We start from the raw sequence: 22,853 nt of genomic DNA, 5'->3' as shown, positions 1-22,853 counted from the left end.
AAAAATGTCAGAGAATGCGGACTTTCAGGGCGCGGCCCTTGATCTTGCCGCTGTTCAGCCGCTGCATGGCCTGCTTGGCGAGCGCGCGCTCCACCGCAACAAACGCCTGGAAGTCGAAGATGGCGATCTTGCCCACCTGCTTGCCGGGGATACCGGCATCACCGGTCAGTGCCCCCAGGATGTCACCAGGGCGCAGTTTGTCCTTGCGGCCTGCGGCAATGCACAGCGTGGTCATCACCGGCAGCAGCGGTTCACCGCCCTTGCTCTTCAAGCTGTCCAGCGAGTCCCAGCGCAGCGGGCTTTTCTGCAGGTCTTCGATGGCCTGGGCGCGGTGGCCTTCTGCCGGTGCCACCAGGCTTACCGCCACACCTTTCTCGCCAGCACGGCCGGTACGGCCCACGCGGTGCACGTGGATTTCCGCATCACGCGCCAGCTCCACGTTGATGACCATGTCCAGGCCATCGATATCCAGGCCGCGCGCGGCCACGTCGGTGGCCACCAGCACCGAGCTGCTGCGGTTGGCGAACATGGCCAGTACCTGGTCACGGTCGCGTTGCTCCAGGTCACCGTGCAGGGCCTGGGCGACGATGCCCTTGGCCGTCAGGTGGGCAACCACGTCCTCGCACTGCTGCTTGGTGAAGCAGAACGCCACGCAGGATTGCGGGCGGTAGTGGCCGAGCACACGGGTGACGGCTTCAAGGCGGTGCTGTGGGTCGATCTCGATGAAGCTCTGTTCGATCTGGTTGTCGGTGTGAAGGCTCTCGACCTTGACCTGCTGCGGGTTGCGCATGAAGTCGGCGGCCAGCTGCTTGATGCCGGACGGGTAGGTGGCCGAGAACAGCAGGGTCTGGCGGCGCGATGGGGTCTTGCCGATGATGCTGGCGATGGCGTCGAAGAAACCCATGTCGAGCATGCGGTCGGCTTCGTCCAGCACCAGCGTGTTCAGGCCGTCGAGCACCAGGGTGCCTTTGTCCAGGTGCTGCTGGATGCGCCCCGGGGTACCGACGATGATGTGCGCACCGTGCTCCAGCGAAGCGATCTGCGGGCCCAGCGAAACGCCACCGCACAGGGTGAGGATCTTGATGTTGTCCTCGGCGCGGGCCAGGCGGCGCAGCTCTTTGGCCACCTGGTCGGCGAGCTCGCGGGTAGGGCACAGCACCAGCGCCTGGCAGCCGAAGTAGCGCGGGTTGATCGGGTTCAGCAGGCCGATGCCGAAGGCGGCGGTCTTGCCGCTGCCGGTCTTGGCCTGGGCGATCAGGTCCTGACCCTTGAGGATGACGGGCAGGCTCTGGGCCTGGATCGGCGTCATCGAGGCATAGCCGAGGGCGTCCAGGTTCGCCAGCATGGCGGCGGACAACGGCAAAGTGGCAAAGGCGGTGGATTCGGTGGTCACGAGGCGGGCCTGCGTTGCGAAGCGAAAAAATGCCGCACAGTCTACCAGCCTCGTGGCCATTAGCCCTACGGTTCCATGTGTTGTTCCGGACGACGGGCACGCCTTCCGTCCGTCGGCGCCAGTTGCAGGAAGATCGCTGCCGCCAGCATGGCCATCACGCCGATGGTGACAAACGTCAACTGGAAGGCGCCCAGGGTGCTTTCCACACCCTCGGCGCTACCGGCGGCGGTAAAGCCTCCAAGCAAGGCGCCGGCACAGGCCACGCCCAGGCTCAGCGCCAATTGTGCGACCACCGACAGCAGGCTGTTGCCGCTGCTGGCGCTGGCGTCATCGAGGTCGATCAGGGTTACCGTGTTCATGGCCGTGAACTGCATGGAGTTGACCGCGCCCAGCAGGCCCAGCTGGATCAGCAGCACTGCGTAGGGTGTCTGCTCATCGACCAGGCCGAGGCTGGCCAGCAGCAGGCCCAGCAACAAGGTGTTGCCGGTGAGGATGATGCGGTAGCCGAAGCGCTCGATCAGCGGCCTTGCGACAGACTTGGCCAGCATGGCCGCTGCCGCCAGCGGGATCATGCTCATACCGGCCTGGGCGGGTGAGTAGCCCAGTGCCACCTGCAGCAGCAACGGCACCAGGAACGGCAGTGCGCCGCTGCCCAGGCGCGCGAACAGGTTGCCGAGGATGCCGATGGCGAAGGTACGCACGCGGAACAGGCTGGGCGAGAACAGCGGCTCCGGGTCGCGCCCCGCGCGCAGCCAGTAGGCGGCCAGGCAGGCCATGCCGGCGAACAGCAGCAACATCACCCGCAGGTGCGGCAGGTGCAACTCGCCCAGGCCTTCCATGGCGATGGTGATCAATACCATCGCTGCGCCAAACAACAGGAACCCCGGGCCGTCGAACGAGGTTCGTTCGGCACCGCGCAGGTCCGGGATGAACTTCCAGACGGCAATGCAGCCGATCAGGCCGACTGGCAGGTTGAGCAGGAAGATCCAGTGCCAGCTGAGGATTTCCACCAGCCAGCCGCCGACGGTTGGCCCCAGCAGTGGTCCGAGCAGGCCAGGGATGGTGATGAAGCTCATGATCCGCACCAGCTCGCTGCGCGGGTAGGCGCGCAGCACCACCAGCCGCCCGACCGGCAGCATCAGTGCACCGCCCAGGCCCTGGACGACGCGGGCGAAGATCAGGAAGCCGAGGCTGTTGGCTGCGGCGCACAGCAGCGAGCCGAAGCTGAACAGCAGGATGGCGCTGAAGAAGATGCGCTTGGTGCCAAAACGGTCGGCGATCCAGCCCGAAGCCGGGATCAGCAGGGCCACGGTGAGCATGTAGGCGATGATCACGCCTTGCATACGCAGCGGGTCTTCGGACAGCGAGCGGGCCATGGCCGGCAGCGCGGTGTTGAGGATGGTGCCGTCCAGGGACTGCATGAAGAAAGCGATGGCCACCACCCAGGGGATCCAGCGGGCGGTGACGGGGTCCAGCGGGGTGCGCTCAGGCATGACTTCCTCGTTTGTCAGTGCCGGCCCTTTCGCGGCTAAAGCCGCTCCCACAGGGATATCACTACATTTGAGGGCAGTGGAAATCCTGTGGGAGCGGCTTAAGCCGCGAAAGGGCCGGCAAGTCCAGTCACAATGTCAGGGTCAGGCCTTTGACCAGTGCCCCGGGCAAATGGCTCGACCCGGTACTGCGCTGCCCATAGGTACTGGTCGACAAGATCATCTCGCGCTCCTGGGTCAGGTCCTCCAGCTGATTGCCCAGCAAACTGTACAGGCTGTCATCGAAGCGCATGGTGCTTACCGGCCCCTGGATCTGCCCGTTTTCCACCCAGAAGGTGGCGAAGCGGGTAAGCCCGGTCATGCGTGCTGCCGGCAGGTCAGAGTAGTTCAGGTACCACAGGTTGCTGATGTACAGCCCGGTGCCAAGCCGCTCAAGGACCTGCTCATTGGCCAGGTTGCCTGGCGCCAGGCTGAGCGCGCAGGGCGACTCGTAGCTGTCGGCGCCATTGGCCAGCAGCTCGAACTCGACCGCGCTGCGTGCGCAGATCAAGCGTTGCTGCGCCGCGCCTTGCTGGATCAACGGCACATCAAGGCGTGGCGCCCCTTCATCGGAAAACGCCGGGCTCAGCGAGCCGCTGACCTGCTCGGTGAAGCTCACCAGCGGGCTTAACCGTGCATCGCCGTTGTACAGGCGCTGCAAGGCGCTGTTGCCGGTGGCGAGGGCCTGTGCGGAAAAACCGCCCCAGCACAGCATGCCGGCGATTTCGTCCATGGCCGCAGGCGCCAGGTAGGCCCGGTAGCTGCCAGGCTTGAGGGTAACTGCCGGGCGGCCGAGGAAGCCCAGTTGTTCACGTGCCTGGCGCAGGCGCTCGGTGAAGTCGTCGGCGCTCCACTGCTGGCCGGCATAGTTGGCCTTCACCGCCTGGCCGTTTTCGTGGAACAGGCTCCAGTCAAAGTTGAAGCTGTTGGCCTGGTGCCAGCCAAAGGCCCCGAACGAACTGGCAAAGCCCCGGCAGATCGGGCCGGCGGCGTAGATGCCGACCAGGTCCAGGTCGCCAGCTTCACGGTCGAGCAGGGCCAGTACCTCGTCCAGTGCGGGCAGGGGATGGTCCAGCAGGCTGTGGCTGTGCCAAGCGCTTTCGTCCAGGCGCAGATACGGGTCGAGGGCCAGCAACGGCAAGGTGTGGCGCAGTTGCTCAAGGGCATCGCTCAGGCGCTGGCGGTCCAGTTGCACGTCGCCACTCAAGGTCACTTGCTGTTCCGCCTGGCGGCCATCGCGCACCAGCCGCAGTTGCGCGCTTGCCTGGCTCACTTCACCGGCCTGGCGCACCTTGGCGTGGTTGAACCGCACGAACTGCGACTGTTCTGCGCTGTAGCCGAGGGTGAACTGCTCGCCTGCTTGCAGGGCAGCGCGTACATCCCCGACAAGCGTTTCGAAAGCGTGCTTCATCAGGCGTCTCCTCCGAATACATCGATCTGGCGGAATACGCAGGCCGGCGAGGCATGGCCGACCCGCACCACCTGGTTAGGTTCGCCTTTGCCACAGTTGGGCGTGCCCAGTACCTGGAAGGTACTGCGGTCGCCGACGGCCGACAGGTTGCGCCAGAACTGCGCGGAGATGCCGCGGTAGTTGGGGTTCTTGACGATGCCCTTGAGCTCGCCGTTTTCAATCAACTGGCCATATTCACAGCCGAACTGGAACTTGTTGCGCGCATCATCGATGGACCACGAGCGGTTGGTACGCATCAGGATGCCGTGCTCGATGCCTTGCACCAGTTGCTCCAGGCTCTGATCACCCGGTTCGATGTTGAGGTTGGCCATGCGGTCGATCGGTGCACGGTTCCAGCCACAGGCGCGGCTGTTGGCCACGCCGTCCAGGCCAGAACGGAACTGCGACAGCGCGCCGCCCAGTGGGCGCAGCAGCAGGCCGTCGCGGATCAGGAACTGCTTGCTGGCCGGGGTGCCGTCATCATCAAAGCTGTAGCTGGCCAGTTCTTCGCCGATGGTCGGGTCGAAGGTCACGTTCAACAGGCTGGAGCCGTACTGCAGGTGGCCGAAGTCGCTGGCTTTGACGAAGCTGGTGCCCGCGTAGTTGCGCTCGTCGCCGAGGATGCGGTCCATCTCCAGCGGGTGGCCGATGGACTCGTGGATCTGCAGCATCATCTGGTCGGGCATCAGCAGCAGGTCGCGCGGGCCGCTGGGGGTGTTGGGGGCCAGCAGCAGTTGCAGTGCCTCGTCGGCCACCTGCCGGGCGGCGCCGACCAGCCCGCAGCGCTCGATGATCTCGAAACCGCCCTGCTGGCCGAAGTTGTCGCGGCCCAGGCTGCGGCTCTGGCTGTCCTGGCCATCGCTGGCGGTTACGCCCAGCCCCGGGAACAGGAAACGCTGTGCGTGCCGCAGTTCGGCGCCCGCGGAGTTCAGGTAGGTTTGCTCCACCAGGCTCAGGCCCAGACTGGCCTGCCAGTCCACCAGGCGGCTGTCCTTGGGCACGCTGGCCGATTCGGCGGCGAGCAGGCCAAGGCAGTCGGCGAGGGAGGGGACGGGCTGGTCGAAGTTGGGCGAGATATGGTCGTGGCGTGCGCTGGTCACCGGCTGGTTGCGCAGGTCCAGCAGGCTGTGTCGGGCAATCTGCCGGGCCAGCGCCTCGGCTTGTTCCAATGCGCGTTGCAGGCCAGCCTGGGAGAGGTCGGCGGTGGCCGCATAGGCCTCCACGCCATTGACCCGCACGGTGAGCATGGCGCCTTCGTCCTGGCTGAAGAAAGGTGGCTCGGCGACATTGCGGCGAACCGACAGCGCCTGGTGCGACTGTTTCACATGGCGCAGGGAAAACAACTCGGCCGTACTGCGCAGCGCGGCAAAGCGCTGGCGCAGCAGGGCGCTGGAATCGAACATGCAAAAGCCTCCGTGTACACGGTGGCTCCCCCTTAGAACCACTCGTCCTGCATGGTGAGGCAAGTGTCGTCGCGCGCCTCTAGCAATGCCAGCTCATTATGGCAGCCCGGTACTTCCCAGGTCAGGAAATAACGCGCGGCCTGCAGCTTGCCCTGATAGAAGTCGCGATCGGCAGGGTGACCTTTCTGCAGGCCAAGCTCGGCGTGAATGGCCTGTTCCAGCCAGCGCCAGCCGATCACGCAATGGCCGAAGGCCTTTAGGTACAAGGCCGAGTTTGCCAGGGCACCAGCGACTTCGCCTTGGGCCATGTCGCCGAGCAGGGCCAGGGTCACGGCCTGCAGGCGGTTGACCAGTTGCTCCAGTGGCTGGCGCAGTGGGTCGAGTTTGGGGTGGTGGCTTGCACGTTCGCCAGTGGTGGCGATCAGGCGGATCAGTTGCTTGAGCCCGGCACCATGGTTCTGTGCCAGCTTGCGGCCGAGCAAGTCGAGTGACTGGATGCCTTCGGTGCCCTCGTGGATCGGGTTCAGGCGATTGTCGCGGTAGTACTGTTCCACCGGGTATTCGCGAGTATAGCCGTGGCCACCGAGAATCTGGATCGCCAGTTCGTTGGCCTTGAGGCAGAACGTCGAGGGCCAGGATTTGACGATCGGGGTCAGCAGGTCGAGCAGCGCCTGCGCTTGTGTGCGGGACGTTTCGTCATCGGCGGTGTGGGTATCGTCGAACAGGCGCGCGGCGTAAAGGCCCAGGTCGAAGGCGCCTTCCACGTACGCCTTCTGTGTAAGCAGCATACGTTTCACATCGGTGTGCGCGATGATCGGCACCGCCGGGCTGAGTGGGTCTTTGTTGTCCGGCAGCCGGCCTTGCGGCCGTTGGCGGGCATATTCCAGCGAATACAGGTAGCCGGCGTATCCGAGCATCACCGCGCCCATCCCAACGCCGATGCGTGCCTCGTTCATCATCTGGAACATGCAGGCCAGGCCCTGGTGCGGCTGGCCGACCAGGTACCCGACGCACTGGCCGTTGTCGCCGAAGTTCAGCGCAGTGGAGGTAGTGCCGCGCCAGCCCATCTTGTGGAACAGCCCGGCCAGCAGTACATCGTTGCGCGGGCCACGGCTGCCGTCGGGGTTTACGTGGTACTTGGGCACGATGAACAGCGAGATGCCTTTCACCCCGGGCGGTGCGTCCGGCAGCTTGGCCAGCACCATGTGCACGATGTTTTCCGACAGTTCGTGGTCGCCCCCGGAGATGAAGATCTTGTGGCCCTTGAGCCGGTAGCTGCCATCGCCCGCAGGTTCGGCACGGGTGCGGATGTCGGCCAGAGACGAGCCGGCGTGGGGCTCGGTCAGTGCCATGGTGCCGAAGAAGCGGCCATCAATCATGGGCTGGAGGAACAGGCGTTTCTGTTCCTCTGTGCCGAAATTCTCGATCAGGTTGGCTGCGCCCATGGTCAGGAACGGGTAGGCCGTGGTGCCGGCGTTGGCAGCCTGGAAGTGTGCGAAGCAGGCCTGCGAAACCAGGCTGGGCAGCTGCATGCCGCCGACCTCGAAGTCCCGGTTGGCGTTGAGGAAGCCGGCCTTGAGGAAGGCATCGACGGCAGGCTTGACCTCGGGGATCAGTTCAGCGCGGCCGTCCACGTAGCGCGGCTCGTTTTCGTCGGCCTTGCGGTTGTGCGGGGCGAAGTACTTTTTGGCGATGGTGCGGGCGGTAGTCAGTGCCGCGTCGAAGGTTTCGCGGCTGTGCTCGGCGAAGCGCGGGCGCTGGGTGAGGGCTTGGGCGTCGAGGACTTCGTAGAGTTCGAAGGCCAGGTTGCGGGGGCTGAGCAGGGTCTCGGGCATGGTGGCGGTCCTGAGGCGGGATGCTGCGAGTGTAGGGAATCGGGTGGGGTGGGGGGAGGTTAATAGGTTTGGGTGATATGGGTTTAGAAAGTGCAATGAGACCTAGCGGTCTGGCATCCGTTGAAATCTTGTTTTCCATGCAAAGCAGAGAAATTTCCCACAACATTTTCGGACGTTGCCATGCGGCTTTCTTGAGTTAAACCATGTAAATGTCAGTCTTTGGCATAGAGGATTGGCAATGGAAAAGCTCACTCGCTGGACGGACGTCAGGAAGGAGGATCTGTGCAAGGTCGAAGATCCATTCTTTGCGGTCTCGATAATTAGAGATAACTTGAAAAGTCGAGGTTATGTTCGGGAGGTATGTGGTGTAACCGAGCTCTTGAAGGAGTGTGGTCTCTATTAGAGCTCGGTTAGCCTTGTGAGCGATCAAATTGATAAAGCGCTCACGCCGGTTGCGTCAGGCGAGTGGATGCTGATTAAAGATGAACCATTCAAGCCAATAAGTATCGAAGAGAATTGGAATGCGAGAATTTGTAGTAGGAAAAATGACGGCGATTTTTTGATTAACACTGTCTCTGACGTAAGTGGTCCCGGCAAATGGAAGATCACGTCTATGCGCGTTAATAAAATTGCATCGAGTGTTGCCTTTGTTGCGAATTTCCTGGTATCGAGAGGCGATGAAGGTCGAGGCTTTTTGTCGTCAGGGAAAGATTTTGCGAATACGACGCGAACGGTAACTCAGGAGTGGGTGCCGCTGGGCACTGAGGATCGCAACGTTGCATCGTCTTCAGCAAACTATAGATATGGTATGGAGCGGAAAGTCACGCAAATTTACGTGGAGGCTGATGATGCCTGGGATGTATCGGGGGCTTCATGGCATTGGCGGCCAGTAATCGCAAACGAAGAGTATGAGCTAAAACAAAAATGACTTGGAGCATGGATTTGACAAAGTCAACGCGGTTGGTCGGTTTGCTTTGGGGTGGTATGGATGCTTTTTACATTTCTTTCGTGGTATTCAATAGCTTGAACAGAGGTGTGACGCCCTTTGTGAGTGACTTCAATTCGGCCCTTGCAAATATGGAACAGTGGGGCGGAGGTCTCGAGTTCATGATTTGGATGGCCCTGGCCGTCCAGTTATCCCTTGTCGCCAGCAGTATATTGCTTTGCTTGGGGAAGGTCTCCGGAGTCTACTTGGCTAGTGTTCAATTCCCTTTTCGCATTTTCTTTATCATTCCATCGTTTTCCTTGATTTTGCTATTGCCTGATACCAGCACGTGGATTTGGTTGACCCTTGTCGTTGCCTCTGAAGGGGCTAAAGTCTGGAGTCTTTGGTGGCTCTGGCGAAGTCGCCCGTGAAGGACTTAAGGCATAAAGGTGCTTGTCTTTTGACAGCAGATGGTGGTGGTTCTTAACGAGAGAAAATCCAGTGCTGAAGATAGTTCCCGATCCACCTCCTAACACCCCTTCCCTCGAAGACACCTTTATCCAGGCCGGGGATTACGCGCAGTGTGCGCCGAGGTCGATTGACGTGTTGTGAGTGCCGGCCCTTTCGCGGGCACGCCCGCTCCCACAGGTACTATGCAAGTCTTGAAGCCTGTGGTGATCCTGTGGGAGCGGGCGTGCCCGCGAAAGGGCCGGCCCAGGGATTACAGAAATTTCAGGGGATCGAACAATAACAACAGAAGACAGTGAGGGCTTGCCTTCCGGTTGCGTGAAGGCGGCCAGGTGTTAGTCACAACATTTTCTGCGCCTGCAAGACCGAGCGCCGCCCGCGCGGCGCTCGATTTCACAGGCGCTGCAAAAGGTGAGGCGAACACCTTCCAGCCTCACCGCATTCCGGCCGGTTTCGGCAGATCATTTTAGGTTTTCACCTATTCCATGTAGTCCATTTCCCAAACATACTCCCAACCCCCTTCAAGCCATTGCGGTGCTCTGGATCGGGCCCTAGTCTCGGGTGGTCGCTGCCAAATCAGTGACCGGCTTTGACAGGCCGCTTAGGTCAAACCGCATCGCTTTGCCTTTATGGCAGCTGTGCATGGGGCACTTCGTGTGCGCCGGGTTTTGGTTTGCCTACCGGTCTGTCAACCCATGTACAGCTGCCACCCTCTTGTTTGACAGCAGGTGTGTAGTGGCCTTTATCACTAGGTGAACCATGATGCTGAAGATAGTCCCCGATCCACCCCTTAACGCCCATTCCCTTGAAGACACCCTGATCCAGGCCACGGATCACGCGCTGTGTGCCGCAACCGTGGTGCACCACGCCATACAGCTGCAGCCCAGGTCGCCGGCTTCGATCCTGATGATGACCACGATGCATGAACTGGAGGCGCTGCGGGCTTTGCTTGAGTCTGCATTGGTTCAGGTGCAGATGCCCGCTGAGGCCAGGCCTGTGCATTGAGGCTGCGTAATGTGTTGCCTGGGCTGGCCTCTTCGCGGGTAAACCCGCTCCCACAGGTACTGTGCAAGCCTTGGGGCTTGTGATGAACCTGTGGGAGCGGGTTCACCCGCGAAAGGGCCAGGCCAGGCAGTCGAGAATTATCAGGGGATTGAACAATGACAACAGAAGACACCCAGTTCACCGTCGGCAAGACCACGTTCTACCAGGGCGAGAATGGCACACATCCACTGTTTCGCATCGAGCCGGGTATCCCGTGCAGGGATGCCCGAGAGCAGTCTTCGGAGTTGATGGGCTATGTGCGCGAACTGACCATTACCGGGTTGATGGATGAGAAACCGATGATGCTCTGGGCTGCGCATTATTTGAGTGCGATGGCCAAGGCACTGATGGATGATGCTGAGTTGGGGATGAAGCAGTGACGGCCTGGCTTCAGGCTGCATGAAGGCCCCAATGTATTCGCCGCAGCAGTTTCAGCGCCTGTGAGATCGAGCGCCGCCCGCCCGGCGCTCGATCTCACAGGCGCAAAAAATGTTGTGGCGAGCGCCTACCAGCCAAAACCCAATCTCAAGCCGAGCACCCATAAAAAAGGGAGAGCCAAAGCTCTCCCTTTCCTTTCAACAACCCTCAGCCTCAGCCAATGGTCATCAAGCTGGCATTCCCCCCCGCCGCCGCAGTGTTCACACTCACCGCCCGCTCAATCACCAACCGCTCCAGCGCAATCTGGTGATCCCCGCTGGACAGCCCGTGCACACCGACGATCGCACCAGCACGCTTGGCCACCTGCTGGCACACGCTGCGCAGCTGGTCCGAGTCGCCATGGTGAATCACGGCGTCGAACGCCACGTCATCCTTGTTCCAGTCCGCCACCAGCTTGACCTTGGCCTGCAGCTCACGCGGCAGGCGGGCCCGCAGGGCCTTGCCCGGTTCGCTGTCAGCCCACACCGCCGAGCTACCAACGGCCAGTACTGCAGCCAGTTGCGCCAGCAGGTCAGCCTCGTTGTCGGCCAGGCACAGCACGTGCTCACGCGGCAGGATGGTGTAGCTGTTGCGCTCGCCGGTCGGGCCAGGCAGCAGGCGGGCGATGCCGCTCTGCGACTGGCTGGCGAACTGGCTGCACAGCGCGGCCAGGTCGGCCAGCTGGTTGTTCTCGGCCCAGGCCTTCAGGCCGTGCAGTGGCTTGACCAGCTGTTCGTGCAGGGTGCGGTCTGGCTTGCCTTCGCCATCCTGCTGCTGGAAGTGGCGGCCAATCGCGTCGGCCGGGCGGGTCGACAGCAGGCGGTACAGGTACAGCGGGCCGCCGGCTTTCGGGCCGGTGCCAGACAGGCCTTCACCACCGAACGGCTGCACGCCTACCACTGCACCGACGATGTTGCGGTTGACGTACATGTTGCCGGCGTTGGCGTTTTCCACCACCTTGGCGATGGTCTCGTCGATGCGGGTGTGCACGCCGAGGGTCAGGCCGTAGCCGGAGGCGTTGATCTGCTCGATCAGCTGGTCCAGGTTGCGGCGGTTGTATCGCACCACGTGCAGCACCGGGCCGAAGATTTCGCGCTTCAGTTCGTCGAAGCTGTCCAGCTCGATCAGGGTCGGCATCACGAAGGTGCCGCGCTTGACCTCGGCAGCATCGGCAATGGCGACCTGATAGACCGAACGGCCTTTCTCACGCATGCCCTGGATGTGCTTCTCGATGCCGGCTTTGGCTTCGGCGTCGATCACCGGGCCAATGTCCACGGCCAGGCGGTCCGGGCAGCCCAGGCGGCTTTCGGCCATGGCGCCCTTGAGCATTTCGATGACGCGGTCGGCGGAGTCTTCCTGCAGGCACAGCACGCGCAGGGCCGAGCAACGCTGGCCGGCACTGTCGAAGGCCGAGGAAACCACGTCGATCACCACCTGCTCGGTCAGTGCCGAGGAGTCGACGATCATCGCGTTCTGGCCACCGGTTTCGGCGATCAGCGGGATCGGGCGGCCCTGGTTGTCCAGGCGACCGGCAACGTTGCGCTGCAGCAGGCGGGCAACCTCGGTGGAGCCGGTGAACATCACGCCTTTGACGCGTTCGTCACCGACCAGGCCGGCACCGACGGTTTCGCCGCGGCCTGGCAGCAGTTGCAGCACGCCCTCTGGGATGCCGGCTTCCAGCAGCAGGCGCACGGCCTGGGCAGCGATCAGCGGGGTTTGCTCGGCTGGCTTGGCCAGCACCGGGTTGCCGGCAGCCAGGGCGGCAGCTACCTGGCCGGTGAAGATCGCCAGCGGGAAGTTCCACGGGCTGATGCACACCACCGGGCCCAGTGGGCGGTGGGCGTCGTTGCTGAAGTCGTTGCGTGCCTGCACGGCGTAGTAGCGCAGGAAGTCCACGGCTTCACGCACTTCGGCGATGGCGTTGGCGAAGGTCTTGCCGGCCTCGCGGATGAGCAGGCCCATCAACGGCTGGATTTCGGCCTCCATCAGGTCGGCAGTGCGTTCCAGAATGGCAGCACGCTCGGCGGGCGGGGTTGCCTGCCAGATCGGCGCGGCGTTCAGTGCGCACTGGATGGCGTTGTCGACGTCGGCAACGGTGGCTTCCTGCACATGGCCGACCACGTCGCGATGATCTGCCGGGTTCAGTACCGGCGCGGCAGTGCTTTCACTGGCGGCGCAGGCCAGCAGCGGGGCGGCCTTCCAGTCGTTGTGAGCGGTGGCCAGCATGGCGCAGGACAGCGACGCCAGGCGGTGTTCGTTGGCCATGTCGATGCCGGCCGAGTTGGCCCGCTCGGTGCCATACAGGTCGCGCGGCAGCGGGATACGCGGGTGTGGCAGGCCGATGTTGCCTTCCTGGGTGCCCATGCGCTCGATGCTGGCGACCGGGTCGGCGACCAGTTCCTGGATGGAAATCGAGTGGTCGGCGATGCGGTTGACGAACGAGGTGTTGGCGCCGTTTTCCAGCAGGCGACGCACCAGGTAGGCCAGCAGCGTTTCGTGGGTGCCGACCGGTGCATAGACGCGGCACGGACGGTTCAGCTTGCCATCGGCAATCTTGCCGACCACTTGCTCGTACAGCGGCTCGCCCATGCCGTGCAGGCACTGGAACTCGTACTGGCCCGGGTAGTAGTTCTGCCCGGCAATGTGGTAGATGGCCGAGAGGGTGTGGGCGTTGTGGGTGGCGAACTGCGGGTAGATGGCTTCTGGCACGGCCAGCAGCTTGCGGGCGCAGGCGACGTAGGACACGTCGGTGTACACCTTGCGGGTGTAGACCGGGTAGCCTTCCAGGCCCTCGACCTGGGCGCGCTTGATCTCGCTGTCCCAGTAGGCGCCTTTCACCAGGCGGATCATCAGGCGGTGGCGGCTGCGCTTGGCCAGGTCGATGACGTAGTCGATCACGTACGGGCAGCGCTTCTGGTAGGCCTGGATGACAAAGCCGATCCCGTTCCAGCCCGCCAGCGACGGCTCGAAGCACAGGCGCTCCAGCAGGTCGAGCGACAGCTCCAGCCGGTCGGCTTCTTCGGCGTCGATGTTCAGGCCGATGTCGTACTGCTTGGCCAGCAGGGTCAGCGACAGCAGGCGCGGGTACAGCTCTTCCATCACGCGTTCGTACTGGGCGCGGCTGTAGCGCGGGTGCAGTGCCGACAGCTTGATCGAGATGCCCGGGCCTTCATAGATGCCGCGGCCATGGGAGGCCTTGCCAATCGAGTGGATGGCCTGCTCGTAGGACGCCAGGTACTTCTGCGCATCGTGCTCGGTAAGCGCGGCTTCGCCGAGCATGTCGTAGGAATAGCGGAAACCCTTGGCCTCAAAGCGGCTGGCATTGGCCAGTGCTTCGGCGATGGTCTCGCCAGTGACGAACTGCTCGCCCATCAGGCGCATGGCCATGTCGACGCCCTTGCGGATCATCGGCTCGCCGCTCTTGCCGATGATGCGCGTGAGCGAGGAGGTAAGGCCGGATTCATTGTGGGTGCTGACCAGCTTGCCGGTCAGCAGCAGGCCCCAGGTGGCGGCGTTGACGAACAGCGAGGGGCTGTTGCCCAGGTGCGGCTGCCAGTTGCCGGTGCTGATCTTGTCGCGGATCAGCGCATCGCGAGTGCCCTTGTCGGGGATGCGCAGCAGGGCTTCGGCCAGGCACATCAGCGCCACGCCTTCCTGGGACGACAGCGAGAACTCCTGCAGCAGGCCCTGGACGATGCCGGCACGACCGCCAGCGCTCTTCTGGTTGCGCAGTTTTTCGGCGATGCCAGCGGCCAGCTTGTTGGTGGCCTCGGCCAGCGGTGCGCTCAGGCGCGCCTGCTCCAGCAGCATTGGTACCACTTCCTGCTCGGGGCGGCGGTAGGCGGCGGTGATCGCCGAACGTAGTACCGACTGTGGCAGGATGCTTTCGGCAAATTCGAGGAAGCACTGGTGGCTGTGGTCGGCCTGAACATCACCGGCATCATCAGCCAGGCTGGTGGCGTGGCCGTTGAGTTCGGTCAGGGTGGCACCACCCTCGAGCTTCTCCAGGTAATTGAAGATCGCTTGCTTGATCAACCAGTGCGGCGTGCGGTCAATCGACTGCGCAGCTGCCTTGAGTCGCTCACGGGTTGGGTCATCGAGTTTGACCCCAAGGGTGGTCGTCGCCATTTCTTATCCTCGTTATTGCCACGGCTGTGGCCTAAGCTGGCGCCAAGAGTAGCTGTAGGACAATTCGGGTGCAACCAGGTGCAACCCGAATTTTTTGTGTAAAAGGTGCAACTCGTCTGACAGACATTTCCACACCCTGAAAAGGGGCGTTTCCGGTTCGTTTTGATCTGAAAAATTGGCTTGATGCGCCAAAAAGGAGCAAAAAATTGGCTTTTACAAAAAATGCTCCAGCGGGTGCAACTTGCAAAAGAAAAATGGTTGCACCTTCTTTGCGTTGTTGCATAGCATTCGCCGCCTGGGTGCAACCGCCATCGCTGTGGTTGCGCATGATAAAAACAAACGCCAGGGCACACGCATGGGCAATCCACTAACGATCACCTTCGTGATCTACATCGCAGCAATGGTGCTGATCGGCTTCGCCGCCTATCGCGCCACCAACAACCTTTCCGATTACATTCTGGGCGGTCGCAGCCTGGGTAGCGTGGTCACCGCGCTGTCTGCCGGCGCATCCGACATGAGCGGCTGGCTGCTGATGGGCCTACCGGGCGCCATCTACTTCTCGGGCCTGTCCGAGGCCTGGATCGCCATCGGCCTGACCGTTGGTGCTTACCTCAACTGGCTGTTCGTGGCCGGCCGGCTGCGCGTGCAGACCGAGCACAACGGTGATGCGCTGACCCTGCCGGACTACTTCGCCAGCCGTTTCGAAGACAATAGCGGCCTGCTGCGTATCATTTCGGCGATCGTCATCCTGGTGTTCTTCACCATCTACTGTGCCTCTGGCATCGTTGCCGGTGCCCGTCTGTTCGAGAGCACCTTTGGCATGCCGTACGAGACTGCCCTGTGGGCTGGCGCCGCGGCTACCATCGCCTACACCTTCGTGGGTGGCTTCCTGGCGGTGAGCTGGACCGATACGGTGCAGGCTTCGCTGATGATCTTCGCGCTGATCCTGACCCCGGTGATCGTGCTGATTTCCACGGGCGGCTTCGACACCACCTTTGCTGCCATCGAGGCGGTGAACCCGGCCAACTTCGACATGTTCAAAGGTGCCACCTTTATCGGCATCATCTCGCTGATGGGTTGGGGCCTGGGCTACTTCGGCCAGCCGCACATCCTGGCGCGCTTCATGGCCGCCGATTCGGTGAAATCCATCGCCAAGGCTCGCCGTATCTCCATGACCTGGATGATCCTGTGCCTGGCTGGTACCTGCGCCGTGGGCTTCTTCGGCATCGCCTACTTCTCGGCCAACCCTGACCTGGCAGGCCCGGTCACCGAGAACCATGAGCGTGTCTTCATCGAGCTGGCCAAGATCCTGTTCAACCCATGGGTCGCCGGTGTGCTGCTGTCGGCCATTCTTGCGGCGGTGATGAGCACCCTGAGCTGCCAGCTGCTGGTGTGTTCCAGTGCATTGACCGAAGACTTCTACAAGGCCTTCCTGCGCAAGAACGCTTCGCAGGTCGAGCTGGTGTGGGTCGGTCGCCTGATGGTACTGGCCGTGGCACTGATTGCCATCGCCATGGCTGCCAACCCGGAAAACCGCGTGCTGGGCCTGGTGGCTTATGCCTGGGCCGGCTTCGGTGCGGCCTTCGGTCCGGTGGTGCTGATTTCGGTGCTGTGGAAAGGCATGACCCGTAACGGCGCGCTGGCCGGTATCGTGGTTGGTGCACTGACCGTGATCCTGTGGAAGCAGATCGATACCTGGGGCCTGTACGAAATCATCCCGGGCTTCCTGCTGGCGAGCATCGCCATTGTTCTGGTGAGCAAGCTGGGCAGCCCGTCGAAAGCGATGGTGCAGCGCTTCGAGACTGCTGATGCGGCGTATCACGCTGACAAGTAATACCCGTTGAATCGGCGTTGCCTTCTTCGCGGGCTTGCCCGCTCCCACAGGTACTGCGCAGGGTTCTGAGAACTGTGCAGGCCCTGTGGTGCGGGTTTACCCGCCAAGCAGGCGCCGCCGATCAGCAGCCAGGCCTGACTCCGCCTGCAAGGCAAGGTAAACTTGCCGCCTTCGCAGGAGTTGCCATGAACTATCGTCACGCCTTCCACGCCGGCAACCACGCCGACGTCCTCAAACACATCGTGCTGACCCGCCTCATCGCCTTGATGTCGCGCAAGGAGCAGCCGTTCGCCTACATCGATACCCACGCAGGGCTCGGTCTGTACGACCTGCAAGGCGACCAGGCAACCCGCACCGGCGAGTACCTGGAAGGCGTCGCCCGCCTGTGGGGCCGCGATGATGTGCCGGCCATGGCTGCCGATTACCTGCGTGTCATCAAGCGCCTGAACGCCGACGGTGAGCTGCGTTACTACCCCGGTTCGCCCGAACTGGCTCGCCGCCTGATGCGCCAGCAAGACCGTGCGCTGCTCAACGAGAAGCACCCTGAAGACGGGCCGCTGCTCAAAGAGAACATGAAAAAAGACCCGCGTGTGGTCGTGCACCTGGGCGAAGGCTGGCATGTGCCCAGGGCCCTGCTGCCGGTGCAGGAAAAGCGCGCGATCATGCTGATCGACCCGCCGTTCGAGCAGGCCGATGAGCTCAAGCGCTGCACCAATTCCATGAAAGAGGCGATCAGCCGCATGCGCCAGACTGTCGCGGCCATCTGGTACCCGATCAAGGACCAGCGCTCGCTGACGCGTTACTACCAGGACCTGACCAGCACCGGGGCGCCGAAGCTGCTGCGGGTCGAGCTGTATGTGCACCATCAGGATAGCCCGCAGGGCCTCAATGGTTCGGGCCTGGCCATCGCCAACCCGCCGTGGGGCCTGGAGGAAGAGCTCAAGGAGCTGCTGCCGTGGCTCGCCAAAGAGCTGGCCCAGACGGACGGTAGCTACCGCATGGACTGGCTCATCGCCGAATAGTATTGCTTGCCTGTACTGGCCTCATCGCCGGCAAGCCAGCTCCCACAGGAACACCACTGCCCTCAAGGGAGATGCAGTACTTGTGGGAGCTGGCTTGCCGGCTATGAGGCCAGTACAGGTTGCCGCGTTGCGCGCATGTTTGCGTTATAATCCCGCCCTTTAGCCGCCACCCGCCCAAGAGGCCGCTGGCGCATTTTTACCGAATGAAGAGGCTAATCCCTTGGCATTGACGATTCTTGGCCTGTCCGGCGCCCTTAGCCATGACCCTTCCGCGGCCCTGTACATTGACGGCAAGCTGATTGCCGCCGCCGAAGAAGAGCGCTTCGTGCGTGACAAGCATGCGAAGAACCGCATGCCCTACGAGTCGGCGAAGTTCTGCCTGGAGCAGGCAGGCATCAAGCCGTCCGACGTCGACGTGGTAGCCATCCCGTTCGCCCCGATCAGCCTGTTCGGCAAGGCGCGCTGGCACTATGCCAAGCGTTACTGGTACGCCCCGGATCGCGCCCTCGACGCCATCCTGATGGGCAACCGTCGCTACAAGCGCTACCGCAAGAAGATCGTCTGGTGCCTGGAGCAGCTGGGCTTCGACCCGAAAAAAGTCAAGATCGAGCCAGTCGAGCACCACTTGGCCCACGCCTCCAGTGCCTACCACTGCTCGGGCTTCAAGGAAAAAACCGCGATCCTCGGCATTGACGGTAAAGGCGAATACGCCACCACCTTCTTTGGCTACGGCGAAAACGGCAAGATCCACAAGATCAAGGAATTCTTCGACCCGGACTCCCTGGGCGGCTTGTATGGCGCAATCACCGAGTTCCTCGGCTTCGAGATGCTTGACGGCGAGTTCAAGGTCATGGGCATGGCGCCGTATGGCGACGCCAGCAAGTACGACTTCTCGCGCCTGGCCAGCTTCGAAAACGGCGAGCTGGTGATCAACACCGAGTATGCCAACGTCATCGGCCTGCGCCGCTATAAAGAGAAGGGCAAGGGGTTCTACTTCTCGCCAAAGCTGATCGAATGGCTGGGCCCCAAGCGCGAAGGCGATATCGCCGACGAGCCTTACATTCACTACGCGGCCAGCATGCAGGCGCTGTTCGAAAAGCTGGCGCTGCAGATGATCGACCACTACCTGGGCGACACCCTGCGTGAAACCGGCAAGCTGGCCTTCGCCGGCGGCTGTGCGCTGAACGTCAAGCTCAACCAGAAGATCATCGCCCGCCCGGACGTGAAAGAACTGTTTGTGCAGCCGGCCTCTGGCGACGCCGGTACTGCTGTCGGCGCGGCCGCCTATGTTTCCCACGCCCGTGGCGTACCGGTCGAGAAAATGGAACACGTCTACCTCGGCCCGTCGTACTCCAACGAAGACGTCATCGCCGCCTGCGCCCGTCACCCGGACCAGCCGAAGTGGCGCAAGCTCGACAACATGCCGCAGCAGATCGCCCAGATCATGGTCGATGGCAACCCGGTGGCCTGGTTCCAGGGCCGCATGGAGTTCGGCCCGCGTGCCCTGGGTGGCCGCTCGATCATTGGCTGCCCAAGCGTCGAAGGCGTGGCTGACCGCATCAACCACCAGATCAAGTTCCGCGAGCGCTGGAGACCTTTCTGCCCGTCGATGCTCGACACCGTTGCCCCGCAGATGATCAAGGTCGACCACCCGGCACCGTTCATGACCTTCACCTTCGAAGTGGCTGAAGAGTGGAAGACCCGCGTACCGGAAGTGGTGCACGAGGACGGTACTTCGCGTGCCCAGGTACTCAAGCGCGAGTACAACCCGCGCTACTACGACATGATGAAGGCGCTGGAAGACCTGACCGGCAATGGCGTGTCGCTGAACACCTCGCTGAACCGCCGCGGTGAACCGATGATCTGCTCGCCGACCGACGCCCTGAACATGTTCTTCGGCTCGGACCTGCAGTACCTCATCATGGAAGACATCCTGGTTGTGAAGGACGGCGCGGCCGCGTATGACCAGCCGCTCTGAACCGCGCATCCTGCAGTTCTGCCATGGCTATGACGGGCCGTTCCTCGACTGTGCCCGTCAGTACGCCAGCCTGTTCCAGGGGCGTGGCTACCAGGTCACCACGGTGTTCCTCACCGGTGCAGCCGACCCGCAGGTAGCGGCCGGCTGCGCATCGGACGAGGTGCTGTTTCTGGAGTTCAGCTCCAAGGCTGTGCGTGGCCTGAAGCTCGGTGCAATCCGTGCCTTGCGGCGCATCGCGGCCGAGCGCAACTTCGCCTTCTGCATTGCCCACCGCTTCAAGCCCATCTACGTGGCCTTGCTGGGTACCGGCCTGCCGGTCATTGGCGTGCACCATGCCTTTGGCGACTATGAGCGCAAAGGCCGTCGGCTGTTCGCCAACCTGTTCAGCAAGCGCCTGAGCCTGCTGGGCGTGTCGGACGCGGTGCGTGACGACATGCGCCGCTGCCTGCCGCAGTGGCCGGCCGAGCGCATCCAGACCCTGTACAACCGCATCGACATTGACGCCCTGCAAACAGCCCTGGTGCCGCGCGTCGAGGCACGCCAGGCCCTGGGCCTGGATGCCCAGGCGTGGGTCGTCGGCAACGTCGGGCGCCTGCACCCGGACAAGGACCAGGCCACGCTGTTGCGTGGTTTTGCACAGGCGCTGCCCGCGCTGCCGGCCGGTGCGCGTCTGGCGATCCTCGGCAAAGGCCGGCTGGAAGCGGAACTCAAGGCCCTGGCCGCCGAGCTGGGCATTGCCGGGCAGGTGGATTTCCTGGGCCAGGTGCCGGATGCACGCCGCTACTTCCAGGCCTTCGACGTGTTCGCCCTGAGCTCCGACCATGAGCCGTTCGGCATGGTCCTGCTCGAAGCCATGGTTGCCGGCGTGCCGGTGCTGGCCACGGCCTGTGGCGGGGCCCGCGAAGTGGTCGAGGGTGTGGGGGTGCTGTTCCCGCTAGGCGATGCCGCACAGTTGGCCCACGGGCTGAAGCATATGGCCACGCTGGACGCTGAGCAGCGTCAGGCCTGTGCCGGGCACATGCTGCAGCGCCTGCATGAACGCTTCTCCGATCAAGCGGTACGCGAGGCCTTCTGGCAGCTGCCGCAAGTACGTGCGCTGGTGGGGCAGGCCTGATGCTCAATCGTATCCAGGCCTTCCGCGAGCGCGGTTGGCAAACCATCGACGCCCAGGCCTATGCCGAGGCGTGGGCGCGTTTTGGCGGCAGTGTCGCCACCCATCCGCTGGTGGTCGAGCAACTGGCTGACCTGGCGCAGATCCCGGTGCGTTACCTGGGCTGGTACCAGGCCGGCGAACTGAAAGCCGCCATCCCGACCTGGGGGCGCCACCTGGCGCTGGCCAAGGACGTGCTCAAACGTGCCGGCAAAAAAGCCCTGTTCGACCTGGGCAATGCCGAAATCATCCTGCCAGCGGCGGCTGATGCCGCCGCACCGTTGCGCCATACCGCACGCTACCTGTCCGAACTGTGCCAGGGCCGTTTCAGCGGCCTCAAGGCGCAGAAGGAACAGCTGGCGATGGCGCGGGCGCACGAAGACCTGTCGAAGAAATTCCGCTACAACCAGCGCCGCGAGTTGCGCCTGCTGGAAGAGGCGGGTGGCATGGTACGCCCGATAAGCGACTTCAGTGCGCAGGAAATCGCCAGCATGTACTGCGACCTGTTCCAGCGCCGCTGGGGCTTCCCGGCCACCGGTGCCGAGCGCATGGCCGAGGTGCTGGAGCGCCTGCGCGAGCTGCTGATCGGCTCGGTGCTGATGCTGGACGGCAAGCCGATTGCCATTCAGCTGGTGTACCGCGTCGAAGCGCCGGGATGGGTCAGTGTCGAGTACATCAATGGCGGTGTAGACCCGGAAACCAAGGCCTTCAGCCCAGGCAGCGTATTGAGCTTCCTCAATACCCAGGCCGCCTGGGAAGATGCCCGGGCGCGCAACAAGCCATTGCGCTTCTCGTTTGGCCGTGCCGACCGCGAATACAAGGACCGTTGGTGCAACCCTGTGCCGGTGTATCAGGCGTGAGCCGCAAGCAGCAGTTGCTCAAGCGCCATCGGCGCAACAAGCGCCTGGGCTTGCTGACCGGCCTGGTAGCGCTGATCGCCCTCGGGGTATTGGCCTGGTGGTGGCTGCCGCTGTTGCTGTTGCCGCTGCTCTGGGCCGCCCACGAGGCCTGGTTTGCCGACCACCTGTTCTATGCGCCAGGCGAGGACTACACCTACGATTTCGGTGAACAGGCGCGGGCAGTTCCTGTCAGCCTGCACGATGGGCTGCTCAAGGCTGACTGCGCATTGCAGGGCGATGAAACCCTTGTGCTGGAGCTGCGGGTAAAAGGCAGCTGGCTGGGGCGGTTCTTCGACCCGCAGGTTGTGCTGGTGGCGGCTGAGCAGGCCGACCGGCAAACCTTCGAGCGTGGCGTCGATGGCGTGCGATTCCTCAACCTGACCGGCCTGGCTGCGCCACTGCAAGCCGGCACGTTGCGCCTGCGTGGTCGTCATTGCCGGCTGCTGGGCGAGCCGCGTCTGTGGATAACCCCGGCGGTCGAACTCCAGCGGCGCCGGGTGATGGTGATTGCACCGCATGCCGACGACGCCGAGCTGGCTGCCTATGGCCTTTACAGCCAGGCGGATGAAACCTGGGTAGTGACGCTGACCGCCGGTGAAATCGAGGCCGAGCACTACCAGCAGATGGGCCTGGACAAGGCCGAGGCAGCGCGCCTGAAGGGTCGCCTGCGCGCCTGGGACAGCATCGCGGTGCCGCGCTGGGCCGGTGTGCCGGAGTCGCGTTGCGTGCAACTGGGTTACTTCTGCCTGCAACTGCCTGCCATGCAGGCAGCGCCCGACCAGCCGGCAGCCTCCCGTGAGGCCGACCTCGCCGATATCCGCGTGTTCCGCCAGTTCAACCCGTTCCCGCTGCCGGCCGATCGCGATGGCGCGCCAACTTGGCACAACCTGCTGGCCGACCTGCGTGCCCTGTTGGAAATGGCCAAGCCAGAAGTCCTGGTGATGCCGCACCCGCAGCTCGACCCGCACCCTGATCACATCTGTGCACAAGCAGCAGTGCTTGAAGCCTTGCAAGGCCTGGCCTGGCAGCCACAAACCCTGCTGTGCTACGCCAACCACCTGCATGACAACGACCGCTGGCCCATGGGTGACAGCGGCGATGGGGTGGCCTTGCCTCCGCAGTTGAGTGCTGCGCAGGCCTGGGCACCTTGCAGCCTGGTGCTGGACCTGGCTACCCAGCATGACAAGGCCATGGCCCTGGGCATGATGCACGACCTGCAGCCGCCCGCGCCGTTCAAGCGCCGCCTGCGCCGCTTGCTGCAACGCTGGCTGGCCGGGCGGCGGCCCTCGCCTTACGGGGAGAACGAGTTCTTCCGCAAGGCCGTGCGCCGACACGAGCTGTTCTGGCGGCGCGAGCTGTAAGCACGCCCCATGGTTGA

Annotated in this window: 16 protein-coding genes; 10 read left to right on the top strand and 6 right to left on the bottom strand. The window is 63.1% G+C overall.

The features are described 5' to 3' along the window. Positions 1 to 7 precede the first annotated feature (7 nt). The 5 genes from dbpA to WF331_RS02995 all read right to left on the bottom strand — a co-directional run bounded on the left by dbpA (position 8) and on the right by WF331_RS02995 (position 7,610). Positions 8 to 1,345, bottom strand: coding sequence for an ATP-dependent RNA helicase DbpA (gene dbpA / locus WF331_RS03015; protein ID WP_231859037.1), 1,338 nt, complete (start codon positions 1,343 to 1,345; stop codon positions 8 to 10). Between the two features lie 113 nt (positions 1,346 to 1,458). Continuing rightward, positions 1,459 to 2,886 (bottom strand): multidrug transporter subunit MdtD, encoded by a 1,428-nt coding sequence (mdtD, locus tag WF331_RS03010; protein WP_016501936.1) that lies wholly within the window; start codon positions 2,884 to 2,886, stop codon positions 1,459 to 1,461. A gap of 127 nt (positions 2,887 to 3,013) precedes the next feature. After that, a complete protein-coding gene (locus WF331_RS03005; protein WP_174370344.1) occupies positions 3,014 to 4,333 on the bottom strand; it encodes a TldD/PmbA family protein in 1,320 nt (439 codons plus the stop codon). Continuing rightward, a complete protein-coding gene (locus WF331_RS03000; RefSeq protein WP_016501934.1) occupies positions 4,333 to 5,775 on the bottom strand; it encodes a TldD/PmbA family protein in 1,443 nt (480 codons plus the stop codon). Before WF331_RS03000 ends, WF331_RS03005 begins: the two co-directional genes overlap by 1 nt. 32 nt (positions 5,776 to 5,807) lie before the next feature. Next, entirely contained in the window at positions 5,808 to 7,610 is a 1,803-nt protein-coding gene (locus tag WF331_RS02995) for an acyl-CoA dehydrogenase (protein WP_340622647.1), read from the bottom strand. Positions 7,611 to 8,028: 418 nt separating this feature from the next. Between WF331_RS02995 and WF331_RS02990 the strand changes: the two genes are divergently transcribed. From WF331_RS02990 to WF331_RS02975, 4 genes are all read left to right on the top strand, one after another. Further along, complete coding sequence (locus WF331_RS02990) at positions 8,029 to 8,538, top strand: hypothetical protein (RefSeq protein WP_340622646.1); 510 nt, start codon at positions 8,029 to 8,031, stop codon at positions 8,536 to 8,538. Positions 8,539 to 8,546: 8 nt separating this feature from the next. Further along, positions 8,547 to 8,966, top strand: coding sequence for a hypothetical protein (locus tag WF331_RS02985; protein WP_340622645.1), 420 nt, complete (start codon positions 8,547 to 8,549; stop codon positions 8,964 to 8,966). Positions 8,967 to 9,765: 799 nt separating this feature from the next. Next, complete coding sequence (locus WF331_RS02980; protein ID WP_096426996.1) at positions 9,766 to 10,008, top strand: hypothetical protein; 243 nt, start codon at positions 9,766 to 9,768, stop codon at positions 10,006 to 10,008. 155 nt (positions 10,009 to 10,163) lie between these two features. Beyond that, complete coding sequence (locus tag WF331_RS02975) at positions 10,164 to 10,427, top strand: DUF3077 domain-containing protein (protein ID WP_012312461.1); 264 nt, start codon at positions 10,164 to 10,166, stop codon at positions 10,425 to 10,427. A gap of 211 nt (positions 10,428 to 10,638) precedes the next feature. On the opposite strand, the gene putA is transcribed toward WF331_RS02975, so the two are convergent. Then, positions 10,639 to 14,592, bottom strand: coding sequence for a trifunctional transcriptional regulator/proline dehydrogenase/L-glutamate gamma-semialdehyde dehydrogenase (gene putA / locus WF331_RS02970; RefSeq protein ID WP_016501931.1), 3,954 nt, complete (start codon positions 14,590 to 14,592; stop codon positions 10,639 to 10,641). Positions 14,593 to 14,947: 355 nt separating this feature from the next. Between putA and putP the strand changes: the two genes are divergently transcribed. The 6 genes from putP (at position 14,948) to WF331_RS02940 (ending at position 22,836) form a co-directional block, all read left to right on the top strand. Then, a complete protein-coding gene (putP, locus tag WF331_RS02965; RefSeq protein ID WP_041168145.1) occupies positions 14,948 to 16,426 on the top strand; it encodes a sodium/proline symporter PutP in 1,479 nt (492 codons plus the stop codon). Between the two features lie 185 nt (positions 16,427 to 16,611). Beyond that, a complete protein-coding gene (locus WF331_RS02960; RefSeq protein ID WP_016501929.1) occupies positions 16,612 to 17,448 on the top strand; it encodes a 23S rRNA (adenine(2030)-N(6))-methyltransferase RlmJ in 837 nt (278 codons plus the stop codon). A 220-nt stretch (positions 17,449 to 17,668) separates the two neighbouring features. Then, a complete protein-coding gene (locus WF331_RS02955) occupies positions 17,669 to 19,426 on the top strand; it encodes a carbamoyltransferase family protein (RefSeq protein ID WP_016501928.1) in 1,758 nt (585 codons plus the stop codon). After that, on the top strand, positions 19,410 to 20,540 hold the full coding sequence (locus WF331_RS02950; protein WP_084966639.1) for a glycosyltransferase: 1,131 nt from the start codon (positions 19,410 to 19,412) through the stop codon (positions 20,538 to 20,540). The genes WF331_RS02955 and WF331_RS02950 overlap by 17 nt, the downstream gene beginning before the upstream one ends. Continuing rightward, positions 20,540 to 21,436 carry an antimicrobial resistance protein Mig-14 gene (locus WF331_RS02945; protein WP_197863265.1) on the top strand — a complete coding sequence of 299 codons (897 nt, stop codon included), beginning with the start codon at positions 20,540 to 20,542 and terminating at the stop codon, positions 21,434 to 21,436. The genes WF331_RS02950 and WF331_RS02945 overlap by 1 nt, the downstream gene beginning before the upstream one ends. Further along, a complete protein-coding gene (locus WF331_RS02940) occupies positions 21,433 to 22,836 on the top strand; it encodes a PIG-L deacetylase family protein (RefSeq protein WP_340622644.1) in 1,404 nt (467 codons plus the stop codon). Before WF331_RS02945 ends, WF331_RS02940 begins: the two co-directional genes overlap by 4 nt. The last annotated feature ends 17 nt before the right edge of the window (positions 22,837 to 22,853 follow it).

Origin of the sequence: Pseudomonas sp. YNh, assembly GCF_037993085.1 — a bacterium.
GTDB lineage: Bacteria > Pseudomonadota > Gammaproteobacteria > Pseudomonadales > Pseudomonadaceae > Aquipseudomonas > Aquipseudomonas putida.
The sequence above is the reverse complement of the archived record's forward strand: the minus strand, read 5'-3'. Positions and strand labels throughout refer to the sequence as shown.

Excerpts from the sequence above, each read along its gene's own strand:
- dbpA (WP_231859037.1), bottom strand. The coding sequence starts at position 1,345 with ATGCTGGCGAACCTGGACGCCCTCGGCTATGCCTCGATGACGCCGATC.
- mdtD (WP_016501936.1), bottom strand. The coding sequence starts at position 2,886 with ATGCCTGAGCGCACCCCGCTGGACCCCGTCACCGCCCGCTGGATCCCC.
- WF331_RS03005 (WP_174370344.1), bottom strand. The coding sequence starts at position 4,333 with ATGAAGCACGCTTTCGAAACGCTTGTCGGGGATGTACGCGCTGCCCTG.
- WF331_RS03000 (WP_016501934.1), bottom strand. The coding sequence starts at position 5,775 with ATGTTCGATTCCAGCGCCCTGCTGCGCCAGCGCTTTGCCGCGCTGCGC.
- WF331_RS02995 (WP_340622647.1), bottom strand. The coding sequence starts at position 7,610 with ATGCCCGAGACCCTGCTCAGCCCCCGCAACCTGGCCTTCGAACTCTAC.
- WF331_RS02985 (WP_340622645.1), top strand. The coding sequence starts at position 8,547 with ATGGATTTGACAAAGTCAACGCGGTTGGTCGGTTTGCTTTGGGGTGGT.
- WF331_RS02980 (WP_096426996.1), top strand. The coding sequence starts at position 9,766 with ATGCTGAAGATAGTCCCCGATCCACCCCTTAACGCCCATTCCCTTGAA.
- WF331_RS02975 (WP_012312461.1), top strand. The coding sequence starts at position 10,164 with ATGACAACAGAAGACACCCAGTTCACCGTCGGCAAGACCACGTTCTAC.
- putA (WP_016501931.1), bottom strand. The coding sequence starts at position 14,592 with ATGGCGACGACCACCCTTGGGGTCAAACTCGATGACCCAACCCGTGAG.
- putP (WP_041168145.1), top strand. The coding sequence starts at position 14,948 with ATGGGCAATCCACTAACGATCACCTTCGTGATCTACATCGCAGCAATG.
- WF331_RS02960 (WP_016501929.1), top strand. The coding sequence starts at position 16,612 with ATGAACTATCGTCACGCCTTCCACGCCGGCAACCACGCCGACGTCCTC.
- WF331_RS02950 (WP_084966639.1), top strand. The coding sequence starts at position 19,410 with ATGACCAGCCGCTCTGAACCGCGCATCCTGCAGTTCTGCCATGGCTAT.
- WF331_RS02945 (WP_197863265.1), top strand. The coding sequence starts at position 20,540 with ATGCTCAATCGTATCCAGGCCTTCCGCGAGCGCGGTTGGCAAACCATC.